Origin of the sequence: Nostoc sp. T09, from assembly GCF_002154695.1 — a bacterium.
Taxonomy (GTDB): Bacteria; Cyanobacteriota; Cyanobacteriia; order Cyanobacteriales; family Nostocaceae; genus Aulosira.
In genome coordinates this window covers 20,579-44,781 of the sequence record NZ_MTAV01000070.1, presented here as the reverse complement: position 1 = coordinate 44,781, position 24,203 = coordinate 20,579, and the positions used below count along the sequence as shown (strand labels likewise).

The 24,203-nt window shown below is 39.9% G+C and carries 13 protein-coding genes and 1 pseudogene; 9 read left to right on the top strand and 5 right to left on the bottom strand.

Annotated features, from left to right (window positions below):
• The first annotated feature begins 33 nt into the window (after window positions 1-33).
• On the top strand, window positions 34-6,027 hold the full coding sequence (locus BV372_RS15390) for a hybrid sensor histidine kinase/response regulator (protein WP_086687373.1): 5,994 nt from the start codon (window positions 34-36) through the stop codon (window positions 6,025-6,027).
• Window positions 6,028-6,172: 145 nt separating this feature from the next.
• Window positions 6,173-8,191, top strand: a complete 2,019-nt coding sequence (locus BV372_RS15385; protein ID WP_086687372.1) for a response regulator — start codon at window positions 6,173-6,175, stop codon at window positions 8,189-8,191.
• A gap of 16 nt (window positions 8,192-8,207) precedes the next feature.
• Here the strand turns inward: BV372_RS15385 and BV372_RS15380 are convergent, their stop codons facing one another.
• Window positions 8,208-8,714, bottom strand: a complete 507-nt coding sequence (locus tag BV372_RS15380; protein ID WP_086687371.1) for a hypothetical protein — start codon at window positions 8,712-8,714, stop codon at window positions 8,208-8,210.
• Between the two features lie 51 nt (window positions 8,715-8,765).
• On the opposite strand from BV372_RS15380, the gene BV372_RS15375 reads away from it, so the two are divergent.
• Complete coding sequence (locus tag BV372_RS15375; protein ID WP_086687370.1) at window positions 8,766-9,356, top strand: TetR/AcrR family transcriptional regulator; 591 nt, start codon at window positions 8,766-8,768, stop codon at window positions 9,354-9,356.
• Between the two features lie 48 nt (window positions 9,357-9,404).
• On the opposite strand, the gene BV372_RS15370 is transcribed toward BV372_RS15375, so the two are convergent.
• Both BV372_RS15370 and BV372_RS15365 read right to left on the bottom strand, forming a co-directional pair.
• Window positions 9,405-10,175, bottom strand: a complete 771-nt coding sequence (locus BV372_RS15370; protein WP_086687369.1) for an RNA ligase family protein — start codon at window positions 10,173-10,175, stop codon at window positions 9,405-9,407.
• A gap of 258 nt (window positions 10,176-10,433) precedes the next feature.
• Window positions 10,434-11,513, bottom strand: a complete 1,080-nt coding sequence (locus tag BV372_RS15365; protein ID WP_086687368.1) for a hypothetical protein — start codon at window positions 11,511-11,513, stop codon at window positions 10,434-10,436.
• A gap of 460 nt (window positions 11,514-11,973) precedes the next feature.
• Here BV372_RS15365 and BV372_RS15360 point away from each other — a divergent pair, with 460 nt between their 5' ends.
• The 3 genes from BV372_RS15360 (at window position 11,974) to BV372_RS15350 (ending at window position 17,885) form a co-directional block, all read left to right on the top strand.
• Window positions 11,974-13,860, top strand: a complete 1,887-nt coding sequence (locus BV372_RS15360) for an ATP-binding protein (protein ID WP_086687367.1) — start codon at window positions 11,974-11,976, stop codon at window positions 13,858-13,860.
• Window positions 13,861-13,890: 30 nt separating this feature from the next.
• Window positions 13,891-15,168, top strand: a complete 1,278-nt coding sequence (locus tag BV372_RS15355; protein WP_086687366.1) for a sensor histidine kinase — start codon at window positions 13,891-13,893, stop codon at window positions 15,166-15,168.
• A gap of 227 nt (window positions 15,169-15,395) precedes the next feature.
• Complete coding sequence (locus BV372_RS15350; protein WP_086687365.1) at window positions 15,396-17,885, top strand: PAS domain S-box protein; 2,490 nt, start codon at window positions 15,396-15,398, stop codon at window positions 17,883-17,885.
• A 57-nt stretch (window positions 17,886-17,942) separates the two neighbouring features.
• Here BV372_RS15350 and nagA read toward each other — a convergent pair whose 3' ends face one another.
• On the bottom strand, window positions 17,943-19,118 hold the full coding sequence (nagA, locus tag BV372_RS15345) for an N-acetylglucosamine-6-phosphate deacetylase (RefSeq protein WP_086687364.1): 1,176 nt from the start codon (window positions 19,116-19,118) through the stop codon (window positions 17,943-17,945).
• An 84-nt stretch (window positions 19,119-19,202) separates the two neighbouring features.
• Here nagA and purE point away from each other — a divergent pair, with 84 nt between their 5' ends.
• The 3 genes from purE (at window position 19,203) to BV372_RS15330 (ending at window position 22,604) form a co-directional block, all read left to right on the top strand.
• Window positions 19,203-19,721, top strand: coding sequence for a 5-(carboxyamino)imidazole ribonucleotide mutase (gene purE, locus BV372_RS15340; RefSeq protein WP_086687363.1), 519 nt, complete (start codon window positions 19,203-19,205; stop codon window positions 19,719-19,721).
• A gap of 676 nt (window positions 19,722-20,397) precedes the next feature.
• Window positions 20,398-20,721, top strand: a complete 324-nt coding sequence (locus tag BV372_RS15335; protein WP_086687362.1) for a YnfA family protein — start codon at window positions 20,398-20,400, stop codon at window positions 20,719-20,721.
• Between the two features lie 494 nt (window positions 20,722-21,215).
• Window positions 21,216-22,604, top strand: a complete 1,389-nt coding sequence (locus tag BV372_RS15330) for an ammonium transporter (RefSeq protein ID WP_373270772.1) — start codon at window positions 21,216-21,218, stop codon at window positions 22,602-22,604.
• A gap of 272 nt (window positions 22,605-22,876) precedes the next feature.
• On the opposite strand, the pseudogene BV372_RS15325 reads toward BV372_RS15330, so the two are convergent.
• A pseudogene (locus tag BV372_RS15325) lies at window positions 22,877-23,924 on the bottom strand (hemerythrin domain-containing protein).
• Window positions 23,925-24,203 lie beyond the last annotated feature (279 nt).

The following is a 24,203-nucleotide window of genomic DNA, read 5'->3' as shown; positions in this document are numbered from 1 at the left end:
TTTAATAAAAATTTAACAAAATTTAAATCAAACATGAGTATTACCATTGCTGGTTATAATCTCATCGAAGTTCTGTATGACGGCACTACTACCTGTGTTTATCGTGCCTTACGAGAGCCAGAGCAAACATCGGTAATTATTAAAACTCTGAAAACTGAGTATCCCACCATACAACAGCTGACTCAATTAAGACATGAATATCAAATACTCCAACCTTTAGAAATAGAAGGAATTGTTAAACCCCTGGCTTTGGAAAATTATCAAAATGGTTTAGCACTAATTCTGACAGATTTTGCAGGAGAACCTCTAAAAAATTTTATTACTACCCAAAATTTTGACTTAAGCATTTTTTTGAACATTGCTATTCAATTAGCTAATATTCTTTCACAATTACATCAAAATAATATTATTCATAAAGATATTAAGCCGCAAAATATTTTAATTAATTCGCAAACAGACCAAGTTAAAATTATTGACTTTAGTATTTCATCATGTTTATCCAAAGAAAGTCAGAATCCCAGCGATCCTAATTTGTTAGAAGGCACCCTCGCCTATATGTCCCCAGAACAAACAGGCAGGATGAATCGTTCAATTGATTATCGTACTGATTTTTACTCTTTAGGTGCCACTTTCTATGAAATGTTAACGGGGCAGCTACCTTTTCAAGCCCATGACTCTTTAGAATTAGTTCATTGCCACATTGCTAAAACACCAGTACCTCCTAAAGAAATTAACTCAAAAATTCCTGCGGTAGTTTCTGATATTGTGATGAAATTATTAGCCAAAACTGCTGAAGATAGATATCAAAATGCTTTGGGACTCAAAGCAGACTTAGAAGAATGCTTACAACAACTACAAGCTACTGAAAAAATTGCGGATTTCTGCATCGGACAGCTTGATTTATATAGCCAATTTCTCATTCCCCAAAAACTTTATGGCCGCGAGAAAGAAGTTGCCATTCTCATGAATGCCTTTGAGCGAGTTAGTCTTGGGGCAACTGAGATGATGTTAGTAAGTGGGTACTCTGGTATAGGAAAATCCTGCTTAGTCAATGAAGTTCATAAACCCATAGTCCGGCAAAGAGGCTATTTTATTTCAGGTAAGTTTGACCAATTTAAACGTAATATCCCTTATGCTTCTTTAATTCAAGCTTTTCAAGAATTAATCAGGCAGTTATTAACAGAAAGTAGCAAGCAAATAGCAATTTGGCAAGCAAAGATTTTGGCTGCTCTGGGTAACAATGCTCAAGTTATTATTGATGTTATTCCTGAACTAGAAAGAATTATTGGGACTCAACCAGAAGTTCCGCAATTAGGCCCTGCTGAATCGCAAAACCGATTTAATCGACTGTTTCAACAATTTATTCATGTATTTTGTAAACCCGAACATCCGTTGGTAGTGTTCTTGGATGACTTACAATGGGCAGATTCAGCTTCATTAAAGTTGATTCAGTTGCTTGCCACTGACCCAGATAGTCAATATGTATTAATGATTGGTGCGTATCGAGATAACGAAGTCAATGTAACTCATCCTTTGATATTGACTTTAGAAGAAATTCAAAAATCTGGTGCAGTTGTCAACAATATTGTACTTCAGACTTTGCGGATTTCTCATGTCAACCAATTAGTCAGTGATACTCTCCACACTCACTCAGAAAATTCAGAATCATTAGCTGATTTAGTTTACAACAAAACTCAAGGTAATCCTTTTTTCTTAACTCAGCTACTTAAATCTCTCTATCAAGAGAACTTATTATCATTTAATTTCAGTGAAGGTTGTTGGCAGTGGAACATCCATCGTCTACAAAATATTGATATCACTGATAATGTGATTGAATTAATGGTCAGCCAGATTCAAAAGCTGTTGCCGACTACACAAAATGTTTTAAAGTTAGCTGCTTGTATTGGTGACAAGTTTACTTTAGATATTCTGAGTATTGTTAATGAAAAAACTTTATCAGAAACCGCTAAAGATTTATGGGAGTCTTTACAGGCAGGATTAGTTCTTCCCTTAAACCAGTCTTACAAAATTCCTCTGGTATTTGAGTCAGACAACATAACGACTGTGCCGGAAACTGCCCAGTCAACAATTACCTACAAATTCCTGCATGACCGAGTGCAGCAAGCCGCTTATTCTCTGATTCTCCCAGAGGATAAAAAACAAACTCACCTGAAAATTGGTGAACTGTTACTTAAGCATACTTCGGAAGCAGAAATCGAAGAAAATATCTTTGAAATTGTCAACCAGTTAAATATTGGTGCTGAATTAATTACCGAGAAATCTGAAAAAGATAAACTCGCACAACTTAATTTAATTGCCGGCAAGAAAGCCAAAGCCGCAACAGCTTATGAAACTGCCGTTCGGTATTTATCGAAGGGACTGGAACTTCTGCCTGATGATAGCTGGCATCATCAATATAATTTGACATTAGATTTGTATGTAGAGGCAACAGGAGCCGAGTATCTAAATCTCAATGCCGAACGAGCCACAAGTCTGGCAGAAGTAGTTCTCAAACAGGCGAAAAGTCTGCTTGATAAAGTCAAAATTTATGAACTACAAATGCTGTTTTATATCCAGAGAAATCAAATGAAAGCCGCGTTAGAAACTGGGCTAAAAGTTCTGGATATGATGGGTGTAACTCTAGCAACTGTTCCGCCTGAAAAGATGGATGTGGAAGAGTTGGCGAACCGACCAGAAATGACTGATGCAGAGCATTTAGCAATCATGCGAATTTTAGTCAGCTGTGCGGCTCCTGCTTATGCGACGACTCCAGAGGTATTTCCCAGCATTGCTTTTACACTTGTCAACCAAAGTGTTGAACATGGTAATACATCACTATCTGCATTTGGATATGCTCTTTATGGCTTAATTCTCTGCGCTATTTTAGGAGATATTGAAACAGGATATCGCTATGGCAAACTCGGTTTAAAGCTGTTAGAGCAATTTAATGCTAAACAATTAAAAGCCGCTGTTCATAATATAGTTCACGGTCATATTATCCATTGGAAAGAACACGCCAGAGAATGTATTGCTCCTTTGTTGGACGGAGTGCAAACGGGGTTAGAATTTGGAGATTTGGAATGGTCTGGCTATGATTTTTTCTATGCTTGTGACCAGATGTTTTTTATTGGTCAACCGCTGGAAGTAGTTGCACAAAAGCAAACGCAGCATCTTGATTCTTTAATCAAACTCAAACTCGATTTTCATAGTTCTTACCTCAAGAGTTGGCGAATTGCAGTATTAAAATTACTGGATGCGCCAGAGGAAGAATACCATTGTCATGGGGAAATTCTCGATGCTAATGCCCTGTTACCAAAGTTAATCAAAGCCGATAACAATATGTTGTTGTTTGCGGCTTACTTTTCCAGGGCGATCCTCTATTATTTTGCTAAAGATTACCCGCGATCGCTTCACTACACAACTTTAGCAGAAAAACATCTAGGGGGCGTAAACGGTCTGAGTTTGAATGGTACTTATAGGTTATATTATTCTCTCGCTCTGTTGGCTCAATATCCTCATGTTTTAAAGGAAGAACAACCACAAATTCTCGAAAAAGTTACCCAAAATCAACAGAAAATGCAAGAATGGGCTGTTCATGCTCCGATGAACTTTCAGCACAAATACGATTTGGTGGAAGCAGAGAAAGCGCGAGTTTTGGGACAACATTTAGTAGCAATGGATCTGTACGATCGCGCCATCTCTAACGCCAAAGAACAGGGATTTCTCCATGAAGAAGCAGTAGCCTCAGAATTAGCAGCTGAGTTTTATTTTGAGCGTGGTAGGGAAAACTTGGCTAGAGATTATTTAACTCAATCTTACTATGCTTATGCTCAATGGGGAGCCACAGTTAAAATTAAAGACTTTGAAGCAAAATATCCGCATATTTTCTCCCAAGGTCTGAAGCGAAAAACCAAAAGTCTAGAGGTAAATCAGACAATTAGCTCTACAACTATAGGTAGTTCTGGGGGTTTAGATTTAGCCGCAGTTATGAAAGCTTCGCAAGCACTTTCTGGGGAAATTTTTCTAGATAAGTTGCTAACTAATTTGATGCAAATTTTAATTGAAAATGCGGGTGCCGAAAAGGGATTTTTAATTTTAGAAACAGCAGGAAAGTTACAGATAGCAGCTTCAGGAGGTATAGATAAAGATGAAATAAATGTCCAGCAATCAATACCTGTAGAAAGTAGTCAGCAACTACCAATATCCATCATCAACTACGTGCAGAGAACACAGAAAAACGTGGTTTTGAATGATGCTACCAGTGAAGCTGTATTTAACCTGGATAACTATATCATCACCCAAAAACCAAAATCTATTTTATGTACGCCAATTGTGAATCAAGGAAAACTAATTGGCATTCTTTACTTAGAAAATAATTTAACCACTGGGGCATTTACACCACAGCGCTTGGAAATATTACAAATTTTATCATCCCAAGCAGCAATTTCAATTGAAAATGCGCGTCTTTATCAGGATTTAGAAGAATATAATCGCACGCTAGAATTTAGGGTAAAAGAGCGAACTCTGGAATTACAAGCTAAAAATTTACAACTGCAACAGGAAATCCGCGTTAGCGAAGCTGCCCGAAGGGATCGCCAACGTGCTGAAGAAGCAGCGGAAACCGCCAACCGCGCCAAAAGCCAATTCCTCGCTAGCATGAGCCATGAACTGCGCACACCCCTCAATGGGATTTTGGGGTATGCTCAAATTTTGAATAAAAATAACACTTTCACTGCTGAACAAAAGAATGGTATAAACATCATTCATCAATGTGGCGAACATTTACTAACACTGATTAACGATATTTTAGATCTTTCTAAAATTGAAGCAGGAAAATTAGAACTTTATCCTACAGAATTTTCTTTTCCAGAATTTCTTGAAAGTATTGTGCAAATCTGCCAGATTCGGAGCGAACAAAAAGGAATTGCTTTAGTTTATAATCAGATATCACCTGTACCTAAAGTTGTGCGAGCAGATGTAAAACGGTTACGGCAAGTTTTAATTAATTTACTGAGTAATGCTGTCAAATTTACCGAAAAAGGTAGTGTAAAATTTCAGGTAGGCTATCAGGAAGGAAAAATACGGTTTCAAGTAGAAGATACAGGTATAGGTATAGCCGAGGAGCAATTAGAAGAAATATTTTTGCCCTTTAAGCAGGTAGGAGAAGATAGCCGCAAGACAGAAGGTACAGGTTTAGGATTGGCAATTAGCCGTCAATTAGTTGAGATGATGGGCGGTGAACTCAAGGTCAAAAGTACTTTAGGTAAAGGCAGCGTTTTCTGGCTAGATTTGGATTTAGCTGAGGTTGCTTATCCAATGAATCTTAAGAAAGTTGTTGAACGTAACATTATTGGTTTTGCTGGTGATCAAAAGAAGATTTTAGTAGTAGATGATAAATGGTCAAATCGTTCTGTTTTAGTCAATATACTACAGCCATTAGGTTTTGAAGTTTTAGAAGCAACAGATGGCTTAGACTGTCTTGACAAAGCAGCAGTATTTAAGCCAGATTTAATTTTTATGGACTTGGTAATGACTGTGATGGATGGTTTTGAAGCCACCCATCGCTTGAGGATGTTACCAAACTTCAAAGAAGTAGTAGTAATTGCTATATCAGCTAGCGTTTTTGATTTTGAGCAAAAGCAGAGTCTAGAATTAGGCTGTAATGACTTTCTGCCTAAACCATTCCGGTTAACAGAACTTTTAGAAAAATTAAGAATTCACTTAGGCTTGGAATGGATTTATGAAGAGACAGACAACGATCCAAAAGAACAAAAAGATGTTAATCTAAAATCAAAAATTCAAAATTTACAGTTGATTCCTCCACCAGCAGAGGAAATTGCAATTTTGCTAGATTTAGCAATGAAAGGAGACCTCAGGAGTATTGCCCAAAAAGCAACACAATTAGAGGAGATGGATGAACAATTGTTACCGTTTACTACTCATTTGCGCAAACTTGCTAAAGAGTTTAAAGGAAGACAAATCGTAGATTTTATTAAACAATATTCACAGTTTGCAGAAAATAAGTAAGTAGTTCGGCGTAGTTAAATCTCATTGGTGGGGCTTGTCATTTGTAATTGCCATTTGACTTTTGAGTTTTAACTTCCGCACAACGGTAATAGGGATGTAGATTAACATAGTTGCTGACCTCTGCCTGATTTAAAAATGAGGTTTTATGAATATTAATTTAAGTCATAAAGGTGTCATCTTAATTGTTGATGACACCCCGACAAATTTAGAAATGTTGTTTGATTTTTTAGCCGATACAGGATTTACTGTTTTAGTTGCGGAAGATGGCGAAAGTGCGATCGCCAGAGCTGAGTATGCCCCACCTGATATGATGCTGTTGGACGTACTCATGCCAGAAATAGACGGTTTTGAAACCTGTCGCCGTTTAAAAGCGAATGCACGCACAAAAGATATTCCCATCATTTTCATGACCGCACTCACAGAAACAGTGGATAAGGTCAAAGGCTTGAGTTTGGGAGCAGTGGATTACGTTACTAAACCGCTACAGCACGAAGAAGTTTTAGCCCGGATTGAACTTCATCTCCAGCTGCGTAACTTAACTAAGACACTCCAAGAGCAAAATCAACGTTTGGAGAGGGAAATTTCTGAGCGCCAGCAAGCAGAACAAAAAATTCATGAACAAGCTGCTTTGCTAGATATCGCTACAGATGCAATTATTGTTAACGATTGGGATAATCAAATCAGTTTTTGGAACCAAGGGGCTGAAAATTTATACGGATGGCAAGCAACAGAAGTAATTGGCAAAAATATCAATCAGCTTCTCTATTCAGCAGATATCTTACCTCAACTACAAACTATCCGCACAAGTTTATTGGAATATGGCTGCTGGCAAGGTGAATTACAGCAAGTTACTAAACAAAATCAAACAATTATTGTTGCCAGTCGTTGGACTTTAATGCGGGATCAAGATGGACAACCTAAATCGATTTTGACAGTTAACACCGACATTACAGAAAAAAAACAACTGGAAAGCCAATTTCTTCGCACGCAACGCTTAGAGAGTTTGGGTACACTTGCTGGCGGCATTGCTCATGACCTCAACAATATACTCACACCCATTTTGTCAGCATCACAACTGCTACAGCTAAAACGCTCTCATTCTGAGGAATGGAGTCAGCAAATGTATCGAACAATTGAAACTAACTCTAAACGCGGAGCTGCTTTAGTTAAGCAAGTGTTACAGTTTGCACGCGGGGTTGAAGGTAAACGTTCAATTGTGCTAATTGACCGCCTATTCTCAGAAATTGAGCAGATTGTTCATGGCACATTTCCCAAATCAATTGAATTTTCGATAAATATTAACTCCGAACTTTGGGCTGTGATTGGAGATGCCACACACTTACATCAAGTACTGATGAACCTCACAGTCAATGCTCGTGATGCCATGCCCAACGGTGGTAAGCTGACTATTTCTGCCAAAAATTTGTTAGTTGATGAACAATATGCCCGGATGAATCTGGATGCTCATGTTGGCCCCTATATTGTCATTACTGTTGCGGATACAGGAATGGGGATGCCACCAGAAATCTTAGATAGAATATTTGAGCCATTTTTTACTACTAAAGAGGTTGGTAAAGGTACAGGTTTAGGTCTTTCAACCGTGAGAGGAATCATCAAAAGTCACGGTGGTTTTATTAATGTGCATAGCCAAATCGGTAAAGGAACTGAATTTAAATTATTCTTACCAGCAGTAGAGACTATGGCAACATCTCAAGCCGAAAATCTCGAACTGCCACATGGCAATGGAGAATTAATTTTAGTAATAGATGACGAAGCTCAAATTCTCGAAACTACTAAAATTTCCTTAGAAAGTTATAACTACAAGGTTATGACTGCTAGCAATGGTATTGAAGCGATCGCACTTTATGCCCGCTACCATAATGAAATTAGTCTGGTTTTGGTAGATATGATGATGCCATTGATGGATGGTGCAACTACCATTCGCACATTGCAAACAATGAATCCGCTGGTGAAGATTGTTGCTGTTAGCGGTCTGGTAGCCTGCAATAAAATTGCCAAAAATACGACTGTCAACAAATTTATCTCTAAACCTTACACAACTCAGGAATTATTGCAAACTGTATCCGAGGTTCTTTACCAAGGAGCAACCAACCCAGAAAATGGAAATAAAACCAGTCAATTGAACAGAGCAATTTCCTTTTAAATTCAGCGGTTAGCAATTACTCGATCAAAGGCAAAAGGTCAAACTCTTGGCGAATATCTAAGAGTGATCGCTCTAGCAGTGGTTCAAAATTCAAGAAGGGAACATAAGACTTTCTCTGGCGACTTTTGAACCACATCTGCGTTAATTCTGGTACTAATTGTGGCAAAGTTAAGAAAATCGAACTATATAACCACAAAACTCCATGCTGTTTGATCAAGTCGTCATACATGATACGAATTGCCGGACTGATAGTTGGATCTTTCAGCGTTTGTAAGTGGTCACGAAATTTGTAATCGCTTGTCCACCAAATCAGCGGCAACAACTTTAGTTCATCATACATCCCCGTATCACAGCCGTAGATAACATGACTGGCATCATGCGCCAGCAAAATTCTGGCAAATTCTGGTAGCAGTTCTTGAGGATTGGTGACATTCGGATTCACCGCGTAATATTCATTGAGTCCTTGCTGAAGAGTCTGGGTGCTGTGTTTATCTTTATAAAGTGGGCGATGATACTTGCTCATAAGACGATCTCATTTCTTTACGAAACCGTTTCGTAAATTATAATATCACTCATGACGGATAGCAATAAAAAATCGTTAGGAAGACCCCGAAGTACCCAAGCTCATCAAGCAATGTTGCAAGCAGCCTTAGAATTGTTGGCAGAAGTTGGTTTTGATGCCATGAGTATTGATGCGATCGCAGCCCGTGCTGGAGTTGGCAAACCGACTATTTACCGACGCTACGCTTCTAAAGAAGAACTAGTTGCTGATGCGATTGAGAGTGTGAGGCAAGATGTTGTAATTCCCAACACAGGTAAATTCTGGGACGATATTGATGAATTGATTAAGAATGCTGCACAAATCACCCTCAGTCCTTTAGGGCGAAAAACTGTTGCCATGATTATCAACAGTGCATCAAATAATTCTCAGTTTGCTCAAATTTACTGGACAAAATATTTACAACCTAGAAGACAAGCCTTTGCTGTTGTGCTTGAACGAGCAAAAGCCAGAAATGAGATTCAGGCAGATTTAGATCCAGGACTAGTCTTCGATACTATGAGTGCAATTATGCTTTATGCACTAATCTTTCAACCTATACCCGAATCATGGGAAGCATACGTTCGTCGTGCCTTGCATCTTTTCCTTAAAGTTCAGGCTAATTGAGATGAGCGACAGCTAGTAATCTTTTCTAGGATACTGTACAACTTGATTCTACTGATTGCGACGTTGAGCATGGCGTTCGTAATCTTCAAAACGCAGCTTGGCGATCGCACTCCTAGAATTAGTTCTAGCAACAATACCTTCGCCTCGACCATTTGCACCTTCATCCAACGCTACATTGGTTTTCGGTAAAATTGACTTAAGAAACTCGTGGGCTTCTTGGATACTAGTTGGTAAAGCTGCAACTGTTGCAAGTCGCGGTGTTAGCTCAAATCCATAATCTTCGGCAGTTTTGCTTAGTTGCGCTTCATCCAAAAACATTTGACCACCATTATCCCGCCAAGCTGATAGTTGCTTGGTAGACTTGTCGAACAGCGTTTCGATATCTGTAAGAACTGCAACATCAAACAATCGCCAACCGACTCTCTGCTCAGAGGTATATTGTTTACTAGCAGAAGTAATCTTGCCACCGTACAACTCAAGATACGCAACAGTGATGCAGCCTTGAGACTGAGGTAAGCAACTTGCAACACCTTTAAGAGAATCCACAATCCCCAGCGCGGGATTACCAATCAAGTCACCTTTTGCAAATAAAAGCTCTTCTCTACTACCCAGAACAAAGTTGCCATCAGGCAGTAGAATGATGCGAGAATTTGTGCCATCTACTTTTTCGGTAAGAATTACTTCGCCATCAAAAATGACTGTTTCTTCCAGTAATGCGCCTCTATCTCCTAAGGCGTGATAAGTAGGAATACTGGGATATTTGGTCATGGAGTTGAGTTTATTCAGGTCACAACTCCGCAATACAAAATCGTAGCTCATGCATTTGCTAATAATGTAGTTTAAATACTACAATTGTAATGACAAAGCTTTGAATGTCAATCTTTAACTCGCAAATTAAAATATTTAACATTTAGAGTTAGTAGGCGATCGCAATGTTACGTTGCTTACGCTGAAGCGATTTCATCAGTATCAAAAATTTCACTCTTAGCTCCTGTACTACCTCCTTTCTTTCCCATTCCCTGTTTCCTACCTCTACGAGTAAGTTAAGAAATCAAATCGGATTAGTATGTAATCACATTAACTATGATTTTTAAAGTTTAAACATGTTTTCAAAACTTCTTCATTCATAAAATAGTGATCGTGAGATTTCCCAGTAAGTTGATTTAATAGCGAAAATGGAATTTTAATTTTTTTGTATATAAATTTCATAGAATTGCAACCTTCAGGAATAGGTGTTTTTGTACATAGCCAATCTTGATTGGAATAAAAGTCAATCCATGTTTCTATTTGTTGATTGTTGAAACATTTTTTAATTTCTTCCTCAATCTGTTTAGATTTAGAAGAAAAAACTTTCAAAGAGCTTCCCATAGAAATATAGCGAACTTGAAATTTTTGCTGATAGTCTGCAAGCACATCAGTAGCTATAACATTTCCAAAACTATGACCTAATACAGTTATCCTGTCATAAAGTCCAGACTCTATGACAGCATTTAATGTTTCTGCAACTTTTTTACGAATTTTTGCTTTTAAAATCTTTCCTTCAGGATTTTCTTCTAAATATCGTGTAGAAAAGTCTGCAATGTCAGCGATCATATTAATCGGTACAAAACTGAATAAACCACTCACAATCAACCAAGCAGACCAATTTGTCATCTGTTTTCCAAAAGCGCTGATTTGTTTTGACCAATCCTCAGAAATCGAAAAACCTAACAAATTTGGTTCCTGTCCTAAAGCTACAAGCGCAAGTGCAATAACTCCATAAAACCAAAAAATCCATAGCAGTAAAGATATACCTAAACCGATAAGTAAAGGAGGAGAGTTTTTTAAAGCAAATAAATCCCTTGTAATCAGCCAATAAAATAACATGTATATGCCACGAAACACTTGATTCTTTAAGTTACTACTACTTAACGGTTGACTTATGAGATCGTTCCAATAGGCATCATAAACATCAACTTCTTTGATATTTTCTAAGTCTAGGTATACTTTAAATTTTTTGCCAGCATATCCAGCAATTTTTGCTTCACCTACTTCTTCAACTCTTGGAGTTTCTAATACTTCTGTAAAACCAGTAGATAAACTATCAATAAAATAATTTCTATCTCTACCTAGATAAAATCCGTGAATGAAAATAATCGCTTCTCGTTGGGATGCCATTAGATATGCTAACTATAGCTAACTAAAACTTGATGAGTATAGCACCTTGTATACCACAATTTCCTGTAGGCAATGTCACTAGCGATCGCTCAAAGGTTATGTCAAAAATATGACAAACGCCAAGGGCTTACCGTTTGTCCTGTCCATCGATGATATATAGGCGATCGCCAAGGATTTGAACCTATGAATCAAATTTTGGCAACCAAGGCAGAACACATAGATCGCACCATGACTAATCTATTGAATGCACAAGTCTAACTTGAATCTTCAAATAGAAATGATGAAAGATTTGAGGATGCATTAATTTTAATCAATAGATAAATATTAATTAATCACCAATCTTTGTATAATTTGGCACAAGTAATAAATAAAAATAAGTAATCGAAACTTAAAAGTCTAAACCTTTTTGGGAATACTGAGGTTACAGATAATTATCACAAATCTAGTTACCTCTACCATTATGTTAGCTTTTTTTAATTATCCTTCTTACTCAAACAGTTTTATCCCGCACGGACATTGTTATCTCTGGAAAACGGGGCTGGTGTGGCTCCACATTATTTCTGATGCCACGATTGCCCTGGCCTATTATTCTATTCCTTTTCTACTGATCTACTTTATTTCCAAGCGTAAAGACGTTCCTTTCAATGGGGTATTTCTGTTATTTGGTGCTTTTATCATTGCTTGTGGTACTGGGCACTTGATGGAAATTTGGACGCTTTGGCATCCCAATTACTGGATAGCAGGCGGTTTGAAAGCTTTCACTGCCATTATTTCGATATATACGGCATTTGCATTAATTTATCTCATGCCTCAAGCTTTGACACTACCCAGCCCTGCCCAATTAGAAGCTATCAACCGAGTACTCACAAGTGAAATTGTCGAGCGTAAACGCATTGAGAAAGAGCTACGCCTTGCTGAGGAAGTGGCGAAGAACTCTAGCCAAGCCAAGAGTGAATTTCTCGCCAATATGAGTCATGAGCTACGCACACCTCTCAACGGCATCCTTGGCTATACACAAATCCTTCAACGCACAGAAGCTTTAAGTGAAAAAGGTAGCAAAGGAATTGGCATTATTTACCAATGTGGTTCTCATTTATTAACTTTGATTAATGATGTCTTGGATCTCTCCAAAATTGAAGCCCGAAAGTTGGAATTAAATCCGATTGATTTTTACTTGCCTGCATTTCTAGACAGTGTAAGTGAAATTTGTCGCATCCGTGCCGAACAAAAGGTAATCGAATTTCATCTGCAACTTGACCCCGATTTACCAACAGGGATTCGTGCTGATGAAAAACGCTTGCGGCAAGTACTGATCAACTTGCTTGGGAATGCAATCAAATTTACTAATCAAGGCAGCGTTACCTTCAAGGTTAAAGTCATTAATCAAGCATCAAATGGCAATAAACAAATTACATATAAAATTCGCTTTGAAGTAATAGATACTGGCACGGGTATCACCCCTGAGCAAGCTGAGAAAATCTTTTTACCTTTTGAGCAAGTAGGAAATCAGAAACGACAAACTGAAGGTACAGGTTTAGGATTAGCAATCAGCCAAAAAATTATTTCGTTGATGGGTAGTCAAATTCAAGTAGAAAGTGAGTTTGGCACAGGTAGCACTTTTTGGTTTGAAGTGGACTTGCCAGAATCTAAAGACTGGGCAAGGGTTTCCAGAGTAGTTGAGAAGGGAAGCATTATTGGTTATCAAGGGCAAAGGCGCACCATTTTGATTGTGGATGACAAATGGGAAAATCGCTCGGTAATCGTTAATTTACTGGAGCCAGTGGGGTTTACTGTTGTAGAAGCTAGTCAGGGTCAAGAAGGATGGGAACAGGTAAAAGCCCATAAACCAGACTTGATTATTACTGACTTGGTTATGCCTGTGATGGATGGATTTGAGTTCATTAAAAGTTTGCGTCAGTCTGGTCAATTTAAAGAGATGGCTGTCATCGCTTCGTCAGCCAGTGTGTTTGCAATTGACCAATATAAGAGTATTGATGTTGGTGCAGATGCGTTTCTCCCCAAGCCGATAGAAGCTGAAACGCTGCTGGAACTACTGCGACAATTTTTGCGACTGGAATGGTTATATGAGAACAAGACAAACACAATCAACAAAACCAATACAAATAATTTAAATCCTCCAGTTGATATGGTTCCTCCTCCCAAGGAGGTTCTACAAAAATTACTGGAACTAGTACAAGACGGCGATATTCAAAAAATTTCAGAAATGGCTCAACAACTTTCTGCATCCGATGAGCAATTTAGCCTTTTTAGCAGACAACTCTTTCAGTTAGCTAGCAACTTCCAACTCAAACGTTTAGAAACTTTTATTCAACAACACATTAATTAATTCGGGGTAAATTTAATTTTTATATGCATTATGACCAAGATTTCAAATAACGGATTTATTTTGATTGTTGATGATAATCCCACCAATTTGTCTGTCCTGTCCGAAGCGCTGGCTAGTGAGGGGTTGCGTTTCCGTGTTGCAGTCGACGGCGAAAGTGCGATCGCCCAAGCCGAACGCAATCAACCAGATTTAATTTTGCTGGATGTACAAATGCCAGGTCTTAACGGCTTTGAAACCTGTCGTCGCCTCAAAGCCAATCCTGTTACCCAGAAGATTCCGATTATTTTTACCACTGCTTTAGCGGATATGGATAGTAAAACTAAGGGATTTTCTCTGGGTGCGGTAGACTACATACCCAAACCATTTGCTCAGGAGGAAGTTATTGCCAGAGTCCGCGTGCATTTACGGCTTAAACAACTTAATGAATTTTTAGAACAACAAGTGCGCGATCGCACTGCTGCTTTGCAACAAGCCCAAGTCAAACTGGTGCAACAAGAGAAATTATCAACACTGGGAGAGTTAATCGCTGGTATTGGCCATGAAATGAACAACCCCATCAACTTTATCACCAGCAATATCCCACCTTTGGAGGAATATATTGGCGGAGTAACCGAAATTCTCCAACTGTATCAACAAGAATATCCAAACCCGACAGCTAAAATTACCACTGCTCTGGAAGACTGGGATCTAGAATTCATTCTTCAAGATATGGTCAAAATTTTGGACTCATTCAAACTGGGAACTGAACGAATTCGTCAAGTTTCTACTTCACTTCGTACCTTTTGCCGTTCGGATAGTGATACCAAAGTACCTGCGGATTTGCACCAAGGGCTAGATAGTACATTAATGATTTTACAACACCGCCTCAAGGGTAATGGCGATCTTCCTGGTATTGAAGTAATTAAGAAATATGGAACATTGCCAGAGGTAAACTGCTATTTAGGCCAGATGAATCAAGTATTTATCAACATTATTGCTAACGCAATTGATGCCCTTGATGAAGCCATAAACAAAGGCAAAATGAGCAATAAAATTCCTCAAATTCAAATTACAACAGAAATAAATTCTCAACATTGGGTTGTAATTCGGATTGCTGACAATGGGATTGGTATTCCTGAGCGACTCAAACAACGGCTGTTTGAGCCTTTGTTTACCACGAAACCCGTTGGCAAGGGTACTGGGCTTGGCTTGTCGATAGCTCATCAAATTGTTGTGGAAAAACACAAAGGCACAATGGAAGTAAATTCTCAGCCGGGTATAGGAACCGAGTTTAAGATTGCAATTCCAAGTGTGAGTACTACAGTCTAGATTAGCTTGCTGATAACTATATGCCAGTATCACCAAGTTTTTATAAGGAGTTCAAGCTCATGTTAATGCTGTCAGAATTTGAGCAACACAAAATGCGGAATATATATCTTCATCAACCTTGATTAAACGGTGCATTAGTAACATCAAAAGAGCAAAATATAACCAATAGTATTACATACAAAAAAAAATTAAGTGCTGAAATACTAATTAGACATTCAGGGTATACCATGAGCCAAAATTCTCTTATAAATAATGATTTCCAACGAGATGATCTCTACTGTGCGTTTTTGGAAAACCTACCAATTGCGGCTGCAATTGTAGACCGCGAAATGAAGTATTTGCTGACCAGCCAACGATGGTTGAGTGAGTTAGGGCTGGAGGGACAAGAGATTATTGGGCGATCGCACAAAGAGTTATTTCGGCAGTTTTATGAACCATTGGCAGAAGCATACCAGTACTGTTTGGTGGCAGCGGTTGAATTGTGTGTAGAGGAGCGATTTCAGCAGGCTGACGGTAAAAAAGGCTGGCGTCAGTGGACGCTTCGCCCGTGGTGCAGCAGTGCGGGGGTTGTGAACGGAGTGATGCTTGTGGCTGAAGATGTCACAGATCGCAAACAGGCAGAACTCGCATTACGCCATAGTGAAGAACGCTACCGCTTCCTGATGACAGCCACATCTGAAATTATTTGGGATACCAAAGCTGAAGGTGAGTTTGTCAGCAAGCAGCCTGGTTGGAGTGCCTATACCGGACAAACATTCGAGGAACTAAAGGGCTGGGGCTGGCTGAATGCGGTTCACCCAGACGATCAATCGCACACAGCAGAAGTTTGGGCACAAGCAGTTGCAAGCCAAACCTTGTACAAGGTGGAACATCGTTTGCGCCGCTATGACGGTGAGTATCGTTACATGATTGTTAAGTCTATGCCGATATTGAATGCTGATGGCAGTATTCGCGAATGGATTGGAGTTCATAGAGACATTACAGAACACAAACAAGCCCAAGAAGCTATGTTTCGCCTAGCGGCAATTGTCGAATCTTCAGAAGATGCCATTATGAGCAAAACCTTGGATAGCGTAATTGCCAGCTGGAATTTTGGGGCAGAAAGGCTGTTTGGCTACACAGCACAAGAAGCGATTGGTCAACCTGTAACAATCCTCATTCCTGGCGATCGCATCAATGAGGAAGCCCAAATTATTGAGAAACTCAAGCGTGGAGAACGAGTTGATCACTTTGAGACATTACGTCAGCACAAGGATGGAAAGCTGATTGAGATTTCGTTGACCATTTCTCCAGTTAAAGATGCCAGTGGCAAAATCATCGGTGCTTCCACAATTGCTCGCGAAATTGGTGCGCGTAAACAAGCCGAAGAAGCTTTTTTTCGCTTAGCAGCAATTGTCGAGTCTTCAGAGGATGCCATTATCAGCAAAACCTTGAATGGAGTAATTGTCAGCTGGAATTTTGGGGCAGAAAGACTATTTGGCTACACCGCACAAGAAGCGATCGGTCAACCTATGACAATGCTTGTTCCTGCGGACCACATCAATGAGGAACCCCAAATTCTGGAGAAACTCAGGCGCGGAGAACGAGTCGATCACTTTGAGACGGTGCGTCAACGCAAGGATGGGACGTTGATTGATATTTCGCTGACTATTTCTCCAGTGAAAGATTCCACAGGCAAAATCATCGGTGCTTCTAAAATTGCTCGCGATATCAGTGCGCGTAAACAAGCCGAAGCCGCTTTGCAAGAATCAGAAGCCCAGTTGCGGCAGAAAGCAACTGATCTGGAAACTACCTTACTTGAACTGAAGCGAACGCAGACTCAGCTAGTGCAGAATGAGAAAATGTCTAGTTTAGGGCAATTAGTGGCTGGGGTAGCTCATGAAATCAATAACCCAGTGAACTTTATTTATGCCAACTTAAATCCTGCAAATCAGTATATTCACGATCTCCTTGAACTACTGCAATTATATCAACAGCATTATCCCAGCCCAGCGTCAGAAATCCAGGTCAAAAGCGAGGAGATCGACCTAGAATTCCTAGTAGAAGATTTGCCCAAGTTGCTCTGTTCAATGGAAGTTGGTGCCGACCGAATTAAAAAGATTGTGCTCTCTTTACGCAACTTCTCCCGTATGGACGAAGCCGAGATGAAATCGGTGAATATCCATGAGGGCATTGATAGTACGCTGATGATCTTACAGAATCGGCTGAAAGCCAAGCAAGATCATCCGGCAATTGAAGTGGTTAAGAACTATGGCAACCTGCCGTTAGTTGAGTGCTACGCCGGACAACTCAACCAGGTGTTTATGAACATCATTAGCAACGCCATCGATGCCCTCGAAGAACCACACCAATTATGCAGGTTTCAGGAGATTGGGCAAAAGACCAGTGAAATTCAGATTTATACACAGATGGTAGGTTCAGACCACGTACAGATTCGGTTTGTGGATAACGGCCCTGGTATCCCAGAAGCTGTTCAAAAGCGATTGTGTGACCCATTCTTTACCACTAAGCCAGTTGGCAAAGGGACAGGATTGGGAATGTCGATCAGCTACCAGATTGTGACCGAGAAGCATGGTGGCTCATTGCAGTGCCATTCTATACCTGGTCAGGGAGCCGAGTTTGTAATTCAGATTCCGATTCGACAGTCTCAACAGACAGCCAGTAAACACAGTTACCTTCATATTTTTGATCGGCATTACTTTGAACCAGAAGACTGAGCCTGAAAAGTTTTTCAGCTTTTTGGGGTAGTGTGAAGGTAGCTGCAACCTGGGAATCTAGCTAAATAGTCGCTGCCATGTGAGTTTTTTTGTCGTTTCATCCAAATGCCAGCGCAATAAATTGGCCGATTGATTAGGAGAAATTCCTGGTAAATTAATTGCCTGTCTGGGTGCATCTGTGGCTAGGGCGATCGCTCTTTCCACATCACAAATCCCCGACTGCACCAAATTCTGTACACCTACTAATAAAGGTAAAGTCGTCCCTGATAAAGTACCATCGGGTAGTCGTGCCGTGCCGTTGTTTACTTCTATGTGCCGACTGTCCCAAGGATACACCCCTTCAGGTAAGCCTAGAGGTGCCAGAGCATCGCTGACAAGAAATAGCCCTTCGGTAGCACGGATGAGAATTTGCAGCATCGTTGATACAACATGCTGTCCATCGGCAATAAAACCACACATCACATCAGGATTAGTAATTGCTGCCCCTAATAACCCTGGTTCGCGGTGATGTAATGTTGGCATGGCGTTGAAAGCGTGAGTTACCATTGTGGCACCAAGTTCAAAAGCGCGTTGCGCTTGGGCGGTTGTGGCTTGAGAATGCCCTAAACTGACGATAATACCCAAGGAACGCAAATATGGGATGACTTCATCAGTAGGATCTAACTCTGGTGCTAGGGTGATGATTTTCACAACTCCAGCATAATCACCCAAAACCCTTTTTACTTGATCAATTGTTAGGGGTAACAGATATTCTGCGGGATGTGCGCCGCGTTTTTGAGAATTTAAAAATGGCCCCTCTAAATGTACGCCGAGAATCTGGGCACCTGCTTTCTGAGTTTGAATAAAATTAGCGATGACAGCTAGCGATCGCTGGATATTTTCTAATGAAGTTGTCACCAATGTAGGTAAATATCCATCTACTCCTACATCCCATAAAAATTGGGAGATTTTTGGCAGTAAGTGAGCATTTTCAGTTTTTAAATCAGGAAATGCTAAACCCAACGCGCCGTTAATCTGCAAATCGACGCCACCCAAAGAAATCCAATCACCTGCAACATCTAACACTTGCAGATCTGGCCCAGGAACTCGTTTAAACACAGTACCCATTGGTAAGATTTGCTCAATCATGCCTTCTTGATTAATCAAGAGCATCTGCAAGTCTTTGTAACCTGGTACTCGTGCATTGATAATATCTACATTTGCGGCGATCGCGCTTGGTGTTGCTTTATTCATCACATTGGCGGGAAAATAGCTAAGTCTCACCCGATTTTAGATAGAACAGTCAGCAATAATCCCAAATCAAAAATCTAAAATTCTATGGCTCCCCTTGTCGGTATTATCATGGGCAGTGATTCAGATTTGCCCACTATGAAAGACGCGATCGCAGTTTGTGACGAATTTGGCATTGAACGCGAAGTGGCGATCGTTTCTGCTCATCGTACTCCAGAACGCATGGTGCAATACGCCCAGCAAGCACACCAACGCGGCATTAAGGTAATTATCGCTGGTGCTGGTGGTGCTGCCCATCTTCCGGGAATGGTAGCTTCTTTAACCCCACTTCCTGTAATCGGTGTTCCTGTAGCTACACGTAACTTGCATGGCGTTGATTCTTTGTATTCAATTGTACAGATGCCTGCTGGTATTCCTGTAGCAACGGTAGCTATAGGTAATGCCAAAAATGCTGGTCTGTTAGCAGTGCAAATTCTCGCTATCCACCAACCTGAATTGCTAGAAAAAGTACAACAATATCGTCAAACGCTATCTGAATCAGTCATGGCAAAGCAAGCCAAACTAGAACAACTCGGCTATGAAGAATATTTAAAAATTGAATTGTAATATCTTCACAAAAACAGGCGAGATTTTATTAGCATTCACCAGTGTTATTGTAGTAACAATTTAACTCGTAAAAATACTGTATTTCTTTTTATCCGTAATTATGCAATGTAAACATTACAATATTTTTTACCTGTCAAGGCGTGATTAATCTTTTGTATAAAAATTTAATATTTTTTTGGTTGTTTGATTGTAATCTCGGTAAATGCTTACAATGTAGAGATTTCAGTTTGTTCAACTAAAGTATTAAAGGTTAATAGAAAAGGCCAAACAAACAAACCGTAACTTCTGATACAGAATTATGAATTTGGTAACATAGACAATCAATCAAATTTATTAGTGAGTTCATCAAAAGTTTCTCTACGGGGATAACTTTATATGATTTCTGTGAAGAAGCTTTTAAGAGTTCAAAACACAATTTTTGTATAATTCAAAATTGTGTTATAAAGATGTATCTTAGTTTCTACGATGTTTTTCACTTTGTAACAGGAATTGAAGTTAAAAATTAAAGATTCAGTGAACAAGGCTTGACTGACTGTTTCCTAAGCGACATAATAATTGTTTATTTAAGGTCATCCCAAAATTTGCAAACTTATTTACAAAAGTACCAATAGTTTCTTAAACTTCTATTTAGGTTGTTTGATTTTCTGGTTGGCAAAAAAATTGCCAAATTGCTCAAATGATTAAGTCCCTGTTGTATTTTTTATGGGCTGGTTTATTTGAAATAGGAGGTGGTTACTCAATTTGGTTGTGGTTGCGGGAAGGTAAATCTATTTGGTGGGGGATATTGGGTGGAATTACTTTAGCTACCTATGGAGTAATAGCTACCCGCCAACCAGCAAACTTTGGCAGAGTCTATGCTGCTTATGGTGGTGTTTTTATCACAATGGCTATGCTTTGGGGATGGAAAGTAGACGGTGTGACTCCAGACCACTACGACTTCATAGGAGCCTGTTTAGCCTTGTTGAGTGTTTTCATTATTATGTACGCACCCAGAATATAGCACCTCTATTTGATTTATGAACTTAGTTGTAGAGGCTCTTAATAAGCAACAGTAAAGAAGGTAGCTAAAGGGAATATACTGGATTACTTAAACTTAATGGATTAGAGCTTTACAGAAAATAGAAATAAGATTCGTTACATGAATGTACAACTTGACTGATAAAACTGGTAAAAATTTGGTCAAACTTACTAATTACCACAAAGATGTTTTTCTGCCATAATTTGTACTTAAAAACATCATGATTTTGTAGCACTTAAACAAAATGCTATTACACGAATCTAACAAATCTAATTATTGCATCTTTATGGAATCATTCAACATTTGGTATCTGCTATTAGTATTATATTTTTATAAACCTTTCTAAACAACTAAGGTTGATTAATTGCTCGAACAAAATAGAGTATAAAAAAATACTCTATTGTTTTGAATAAACACAACAATTTTGGTGCTCGGGGACAAAAAAAGTGTTGAAGAAAGTTGTAATTATTGGGGCTATGACCCTATTGCTGCTGGGAGGACCGCTGATGGGCAATGCGTTAGCCCAAGCAGCTGCCACACCTCCACCAACTGCTGATACTGGAGATACAGCATTTATGCTGATTTCAGCAGCGCTAGTTCTGCTAATGACACCAGGATTGGCGTTCTTCTATGGTGGATTTGTGCGATCGCGCAACGTCCTCAACACATTGATGATGAGCTTTGTGCTGATGGCGATCGTCGGAGTTACCTGGATTCTTTGGGGCTATAGCCTTTCCTTTGCACCTGGAACGTCCTTCATCGGTGGATTGCAGTGGCTAGGTTTAAATGGCGTTGGGCTAGATGTCACTGGTTATCTCCAAGGTTATAACCCACCCGAGGTTGTTTCCTATGCCGGGACAATTCCCCACCAGGCATTCATGATTTATCAAGCCATGTTTGCCATCATCACCCCAGCCTTAATTTCCGGAGCGATCGCAGAACGGATGAGCTTTAAAGCTTATGCTTTATTTGTACTGTTGTGGTCAACCTTTGTTTACACGCCTCTGGCTCACATGGTATGGGCAAAAGGTGGATTTTTGGGATTGTATGGTGGTTTGGGTGCCCTTGACTTTGCTGGTGGTACAGTAGTTCACATCAGTTCAGGTGTTTCTGCCCTCGTCGCCGCGATCGTTCTTGGCCCCCGCAAAAGCCATCCCGATCGTCTCAGCCCTCCGCACAACGTTCCCTTCATTTTGCTAGGTGCTGGCTTACTCTGGTTTGGCTGGTTCGGCTTTAATGCTGGAAGTGCCTTGTCTGCTGCTGGTGGAACTTCGGGAAACTTAGTAACAAATGTAGCAACAACAGCCTTTGTAGCAACTAATACAGCAGCAGCAGCAGCAGCTTTAATGTGGCTGATTTTGGAAGCAGCTTTACGCGGTAAACCCACCGCAGTGGGAGCAGCTACAGGAGCCGTTGCTGGTCTAGTAGGCATTACCCCAGCCGCTGGGTTTGTCACTCCCCTATCAGCAATTTTTATTGGCTTTATCACCGCTTTCGTTTGTTTCTATGCGGTGAGTTTTAAGCACAAATTACGAGTTGACGATGCCTTAGATACTTACCCTGTGCATGGTGTTGGTGGTACAGTTGGCGCTATTCTGACAGCAATCTTTGCGACCGTAGAAGTAAACTCAGGTGGTAAAAACGGTGTACTAAAAGGTAATTTTGGCGAACTAGGAGTAGAACTACTAGCCATTGTTATTGCCTATATCATTGCTGCGGTTGGGACTTTCATCATTTTGAAGATTATTGATGCTACAGTCGGTCTGCGCGTCAAGGAGGAAGCTGAATACCAAGGTCTGGATATTAACGAACACGGAGAAGAAGGTTACAACTCCGAATTTAGCGATCGCATTAACGTTCCCTAGAAATTAGAGAATTTTGCCATCAATCTCTCCTCAAGTCCTGTGGACTATGAAGCGTGAGAAATGGTATCTCAACAACTTTACGCCCTCTGAGTGCTTGCCTTACATTCCAGGCAATCTTCAGAGGGCAGTTGCGTTTTTGCAATCTATATATAATGCGATCACCTAAACGCAACTCTGTAAAAACTATTTACTTTCTCAGTGCCTTAGCTATTGCTATATCTCATCCTCGCATAGAGAGATAGCAACATAGTCGCCTGTAAAAATGTTTGCTGCTATTGCATGGATGTTAACATTTCTTGCTGAATCTTGCTCTTGGCAGCTTTGAACTCAGTAGCCATTTGCTCTTTTTGGATATCGCTGCAATTTCTGTCGATCGCTGCGAACATAGTACTTTCTTCTTGACGAATGTGATCGCCAACTGTATCCATCAGCTGTTTAATTTTTGATCTGAACTCATCAGCTGAAGCAGGATCAATAGACTTAATTTCATCCAGCATCCGCTTCATTTGGGCTTGCTCATCGTAAAGTTCCTGAGTATTGTCATCGCCATAAAATGAGCGAACTTGCGGGTATACGACTTCTTCTTCAGCTTGAGCATGTGCTAATAAATCTTTGTAGATCTGCCCAAAATACTCTTGGAGCTTTTGAGGATCTTTAGTTGCGCCAATTTCAGTGAAAATTGTATTTACTTTGCTGTGAATCTAAGCGGATGAGGGTTTGGATGTTCATATCCTGTTTATCAGTGTTTTGGGTAATTACACTGCCACCTACACCCGATAATGCCGCGATCGCATCTTGTACCCGTCCCCAAAGTCCCTGGTCTGCATCTTTGCCAGTCATTTCTCGCACACCCACCTGTTCGAGTATCCCCTTAAGCTGTTCTTGGTGAGCGCGACCCTCAAAGTTAACAGTATTCAAAGGCGTAATCGCTACTTCAATATCAGCCCCCACTACCTGAGCAGCTTTGTGAATAACGATTCCACTCATAGCCTGACCGTGCTTCATCAGTTCGTGGTGAATGAGTTTCTGGTAGAACGTAAACTCATTACCTGACATCATCTGCTCAAACTGCGGAATGAATATCTTAGTCGCTGCACTGGGTTCAGATTGAATGCCGTATTGAACAATCACAGTGTCGATAATGCCCAAGTTTTTCTGGTCATCTTCGAGCATATTTTGCAGGCGATCGCGAACATCTTGATAAGGGCAGATATCTATTAGTTTTTGATCGTTAGAAAGAATTAAATTTTGAAATGCTCTCAGGTCTGCTAATCTTTCAGCGATTGCCAGCCGTTTATGATCGTCTAGTTTTGTCACCATATTTAGTTCTCCTAAAGGAAAAATTTGATTGCTACTTAAATCGCTGGCAAGGTAATATGCCTCAACAAGACTGCCCTAAATGTTTTTCATAGCAACAGGTGTTGTTCAGATCTCGATTTGACAACCTGAGCCAATAAAATTACCGTCTGATGCAAATCCTGCTTGGCAACAAAATCTGACAGAGTTATAAGGCGCAACAAGTAAAGGCCAATTGAGTATGAATTTAAACCAAGCTTGAGTACTTTAGTTTTACAGATGAGGCAGTTCTCTTCCACCTAA

Coding starts and splice junctions, on each gene's coding strand:
- BV372_RS15330 (WP_373270772.1), top strand. CDS start 21,216: ATGACCCTATTGCTGCTGGGAGGACCGCTGATGGGCAATGCGTTAGCC.
- BV372_RS15380 (WP_086687371.1), bottom strand. CDS start 8,714: ATGAGCAAGTATCATCGCCCACTTTATAAAGATAAACACAGCACCCAG.
- BV372_RS15355 (WP_086687366.1), top strand. CDS start 13,891: ATGACCAAGATTTCAAATAACGGATTTATTTTGATTGTTGATGATAAT.
- BV372_RS15350 (WP_086687365.1), top strand. CDS start 15,396: ATGAGCCAAAATTCTCTTATAAATAATGATTTCCAACGAGATGATCTC.
- BV372_RS15360 (WP_086687367.1), top strand. CDS start 11,974: ATGTTAGCTTTTTTTAATTATCCTTCTTACTCAAACAGTTTTATCCCG.
- purE (WP_086687363.1), top strand. CDS start 19,203: ATGGCTCCCCTTGTCGGTATTATCATGGGCAGTGATTCAGATTTGCCC.
- nagA (WP_086687364.1), bottom strand. CDS start 19,118: ATGAATAAAGCAACACCAAGCGCGATCGCCGCAAATGTAGATATTATC.
- BV372_RS15365 (WP_086687368.1), bottom strand. CDS start 11,513: ATGGCATCCCAACGAGAAGCGATTATTTTCATTCACGGATTTTATCTA.
- BV372_RS15335 (WP_086687362.1), top strand. CDS start 20,398: ATGATTAAGTCCCTGTTGTATTTTTTATGGGCTGGTTTATTTGAAATA.
- BV372_RS15375 (WP_086687370.1), top strand. CDS start 8,766: ATGACGGATAGCAATAAAAAATCGTTAGGAAGACCCCGAAGTACCCAA.
- BV372_RS15370 (WP_086687369.1), bottom strand. CDS start 10,175: ATGAGCTACGATTTTGTATTGCGGAGTTGTGACCTGAATAAACTCAAC.
- BV372_RS15390 (WP_086687373.1), top strand. CDS start 34: ATGAGTATTACCATTGCTGGTTATAATCTCATCGAAGTTCTGTATGAC.
- BV372_RS15385 (WP_086687372.1), top strand. CDS start 6,173: ATGAATATTAATTTAAGTCATAAAGGTGTCATCTTAATTGTTGATGAC.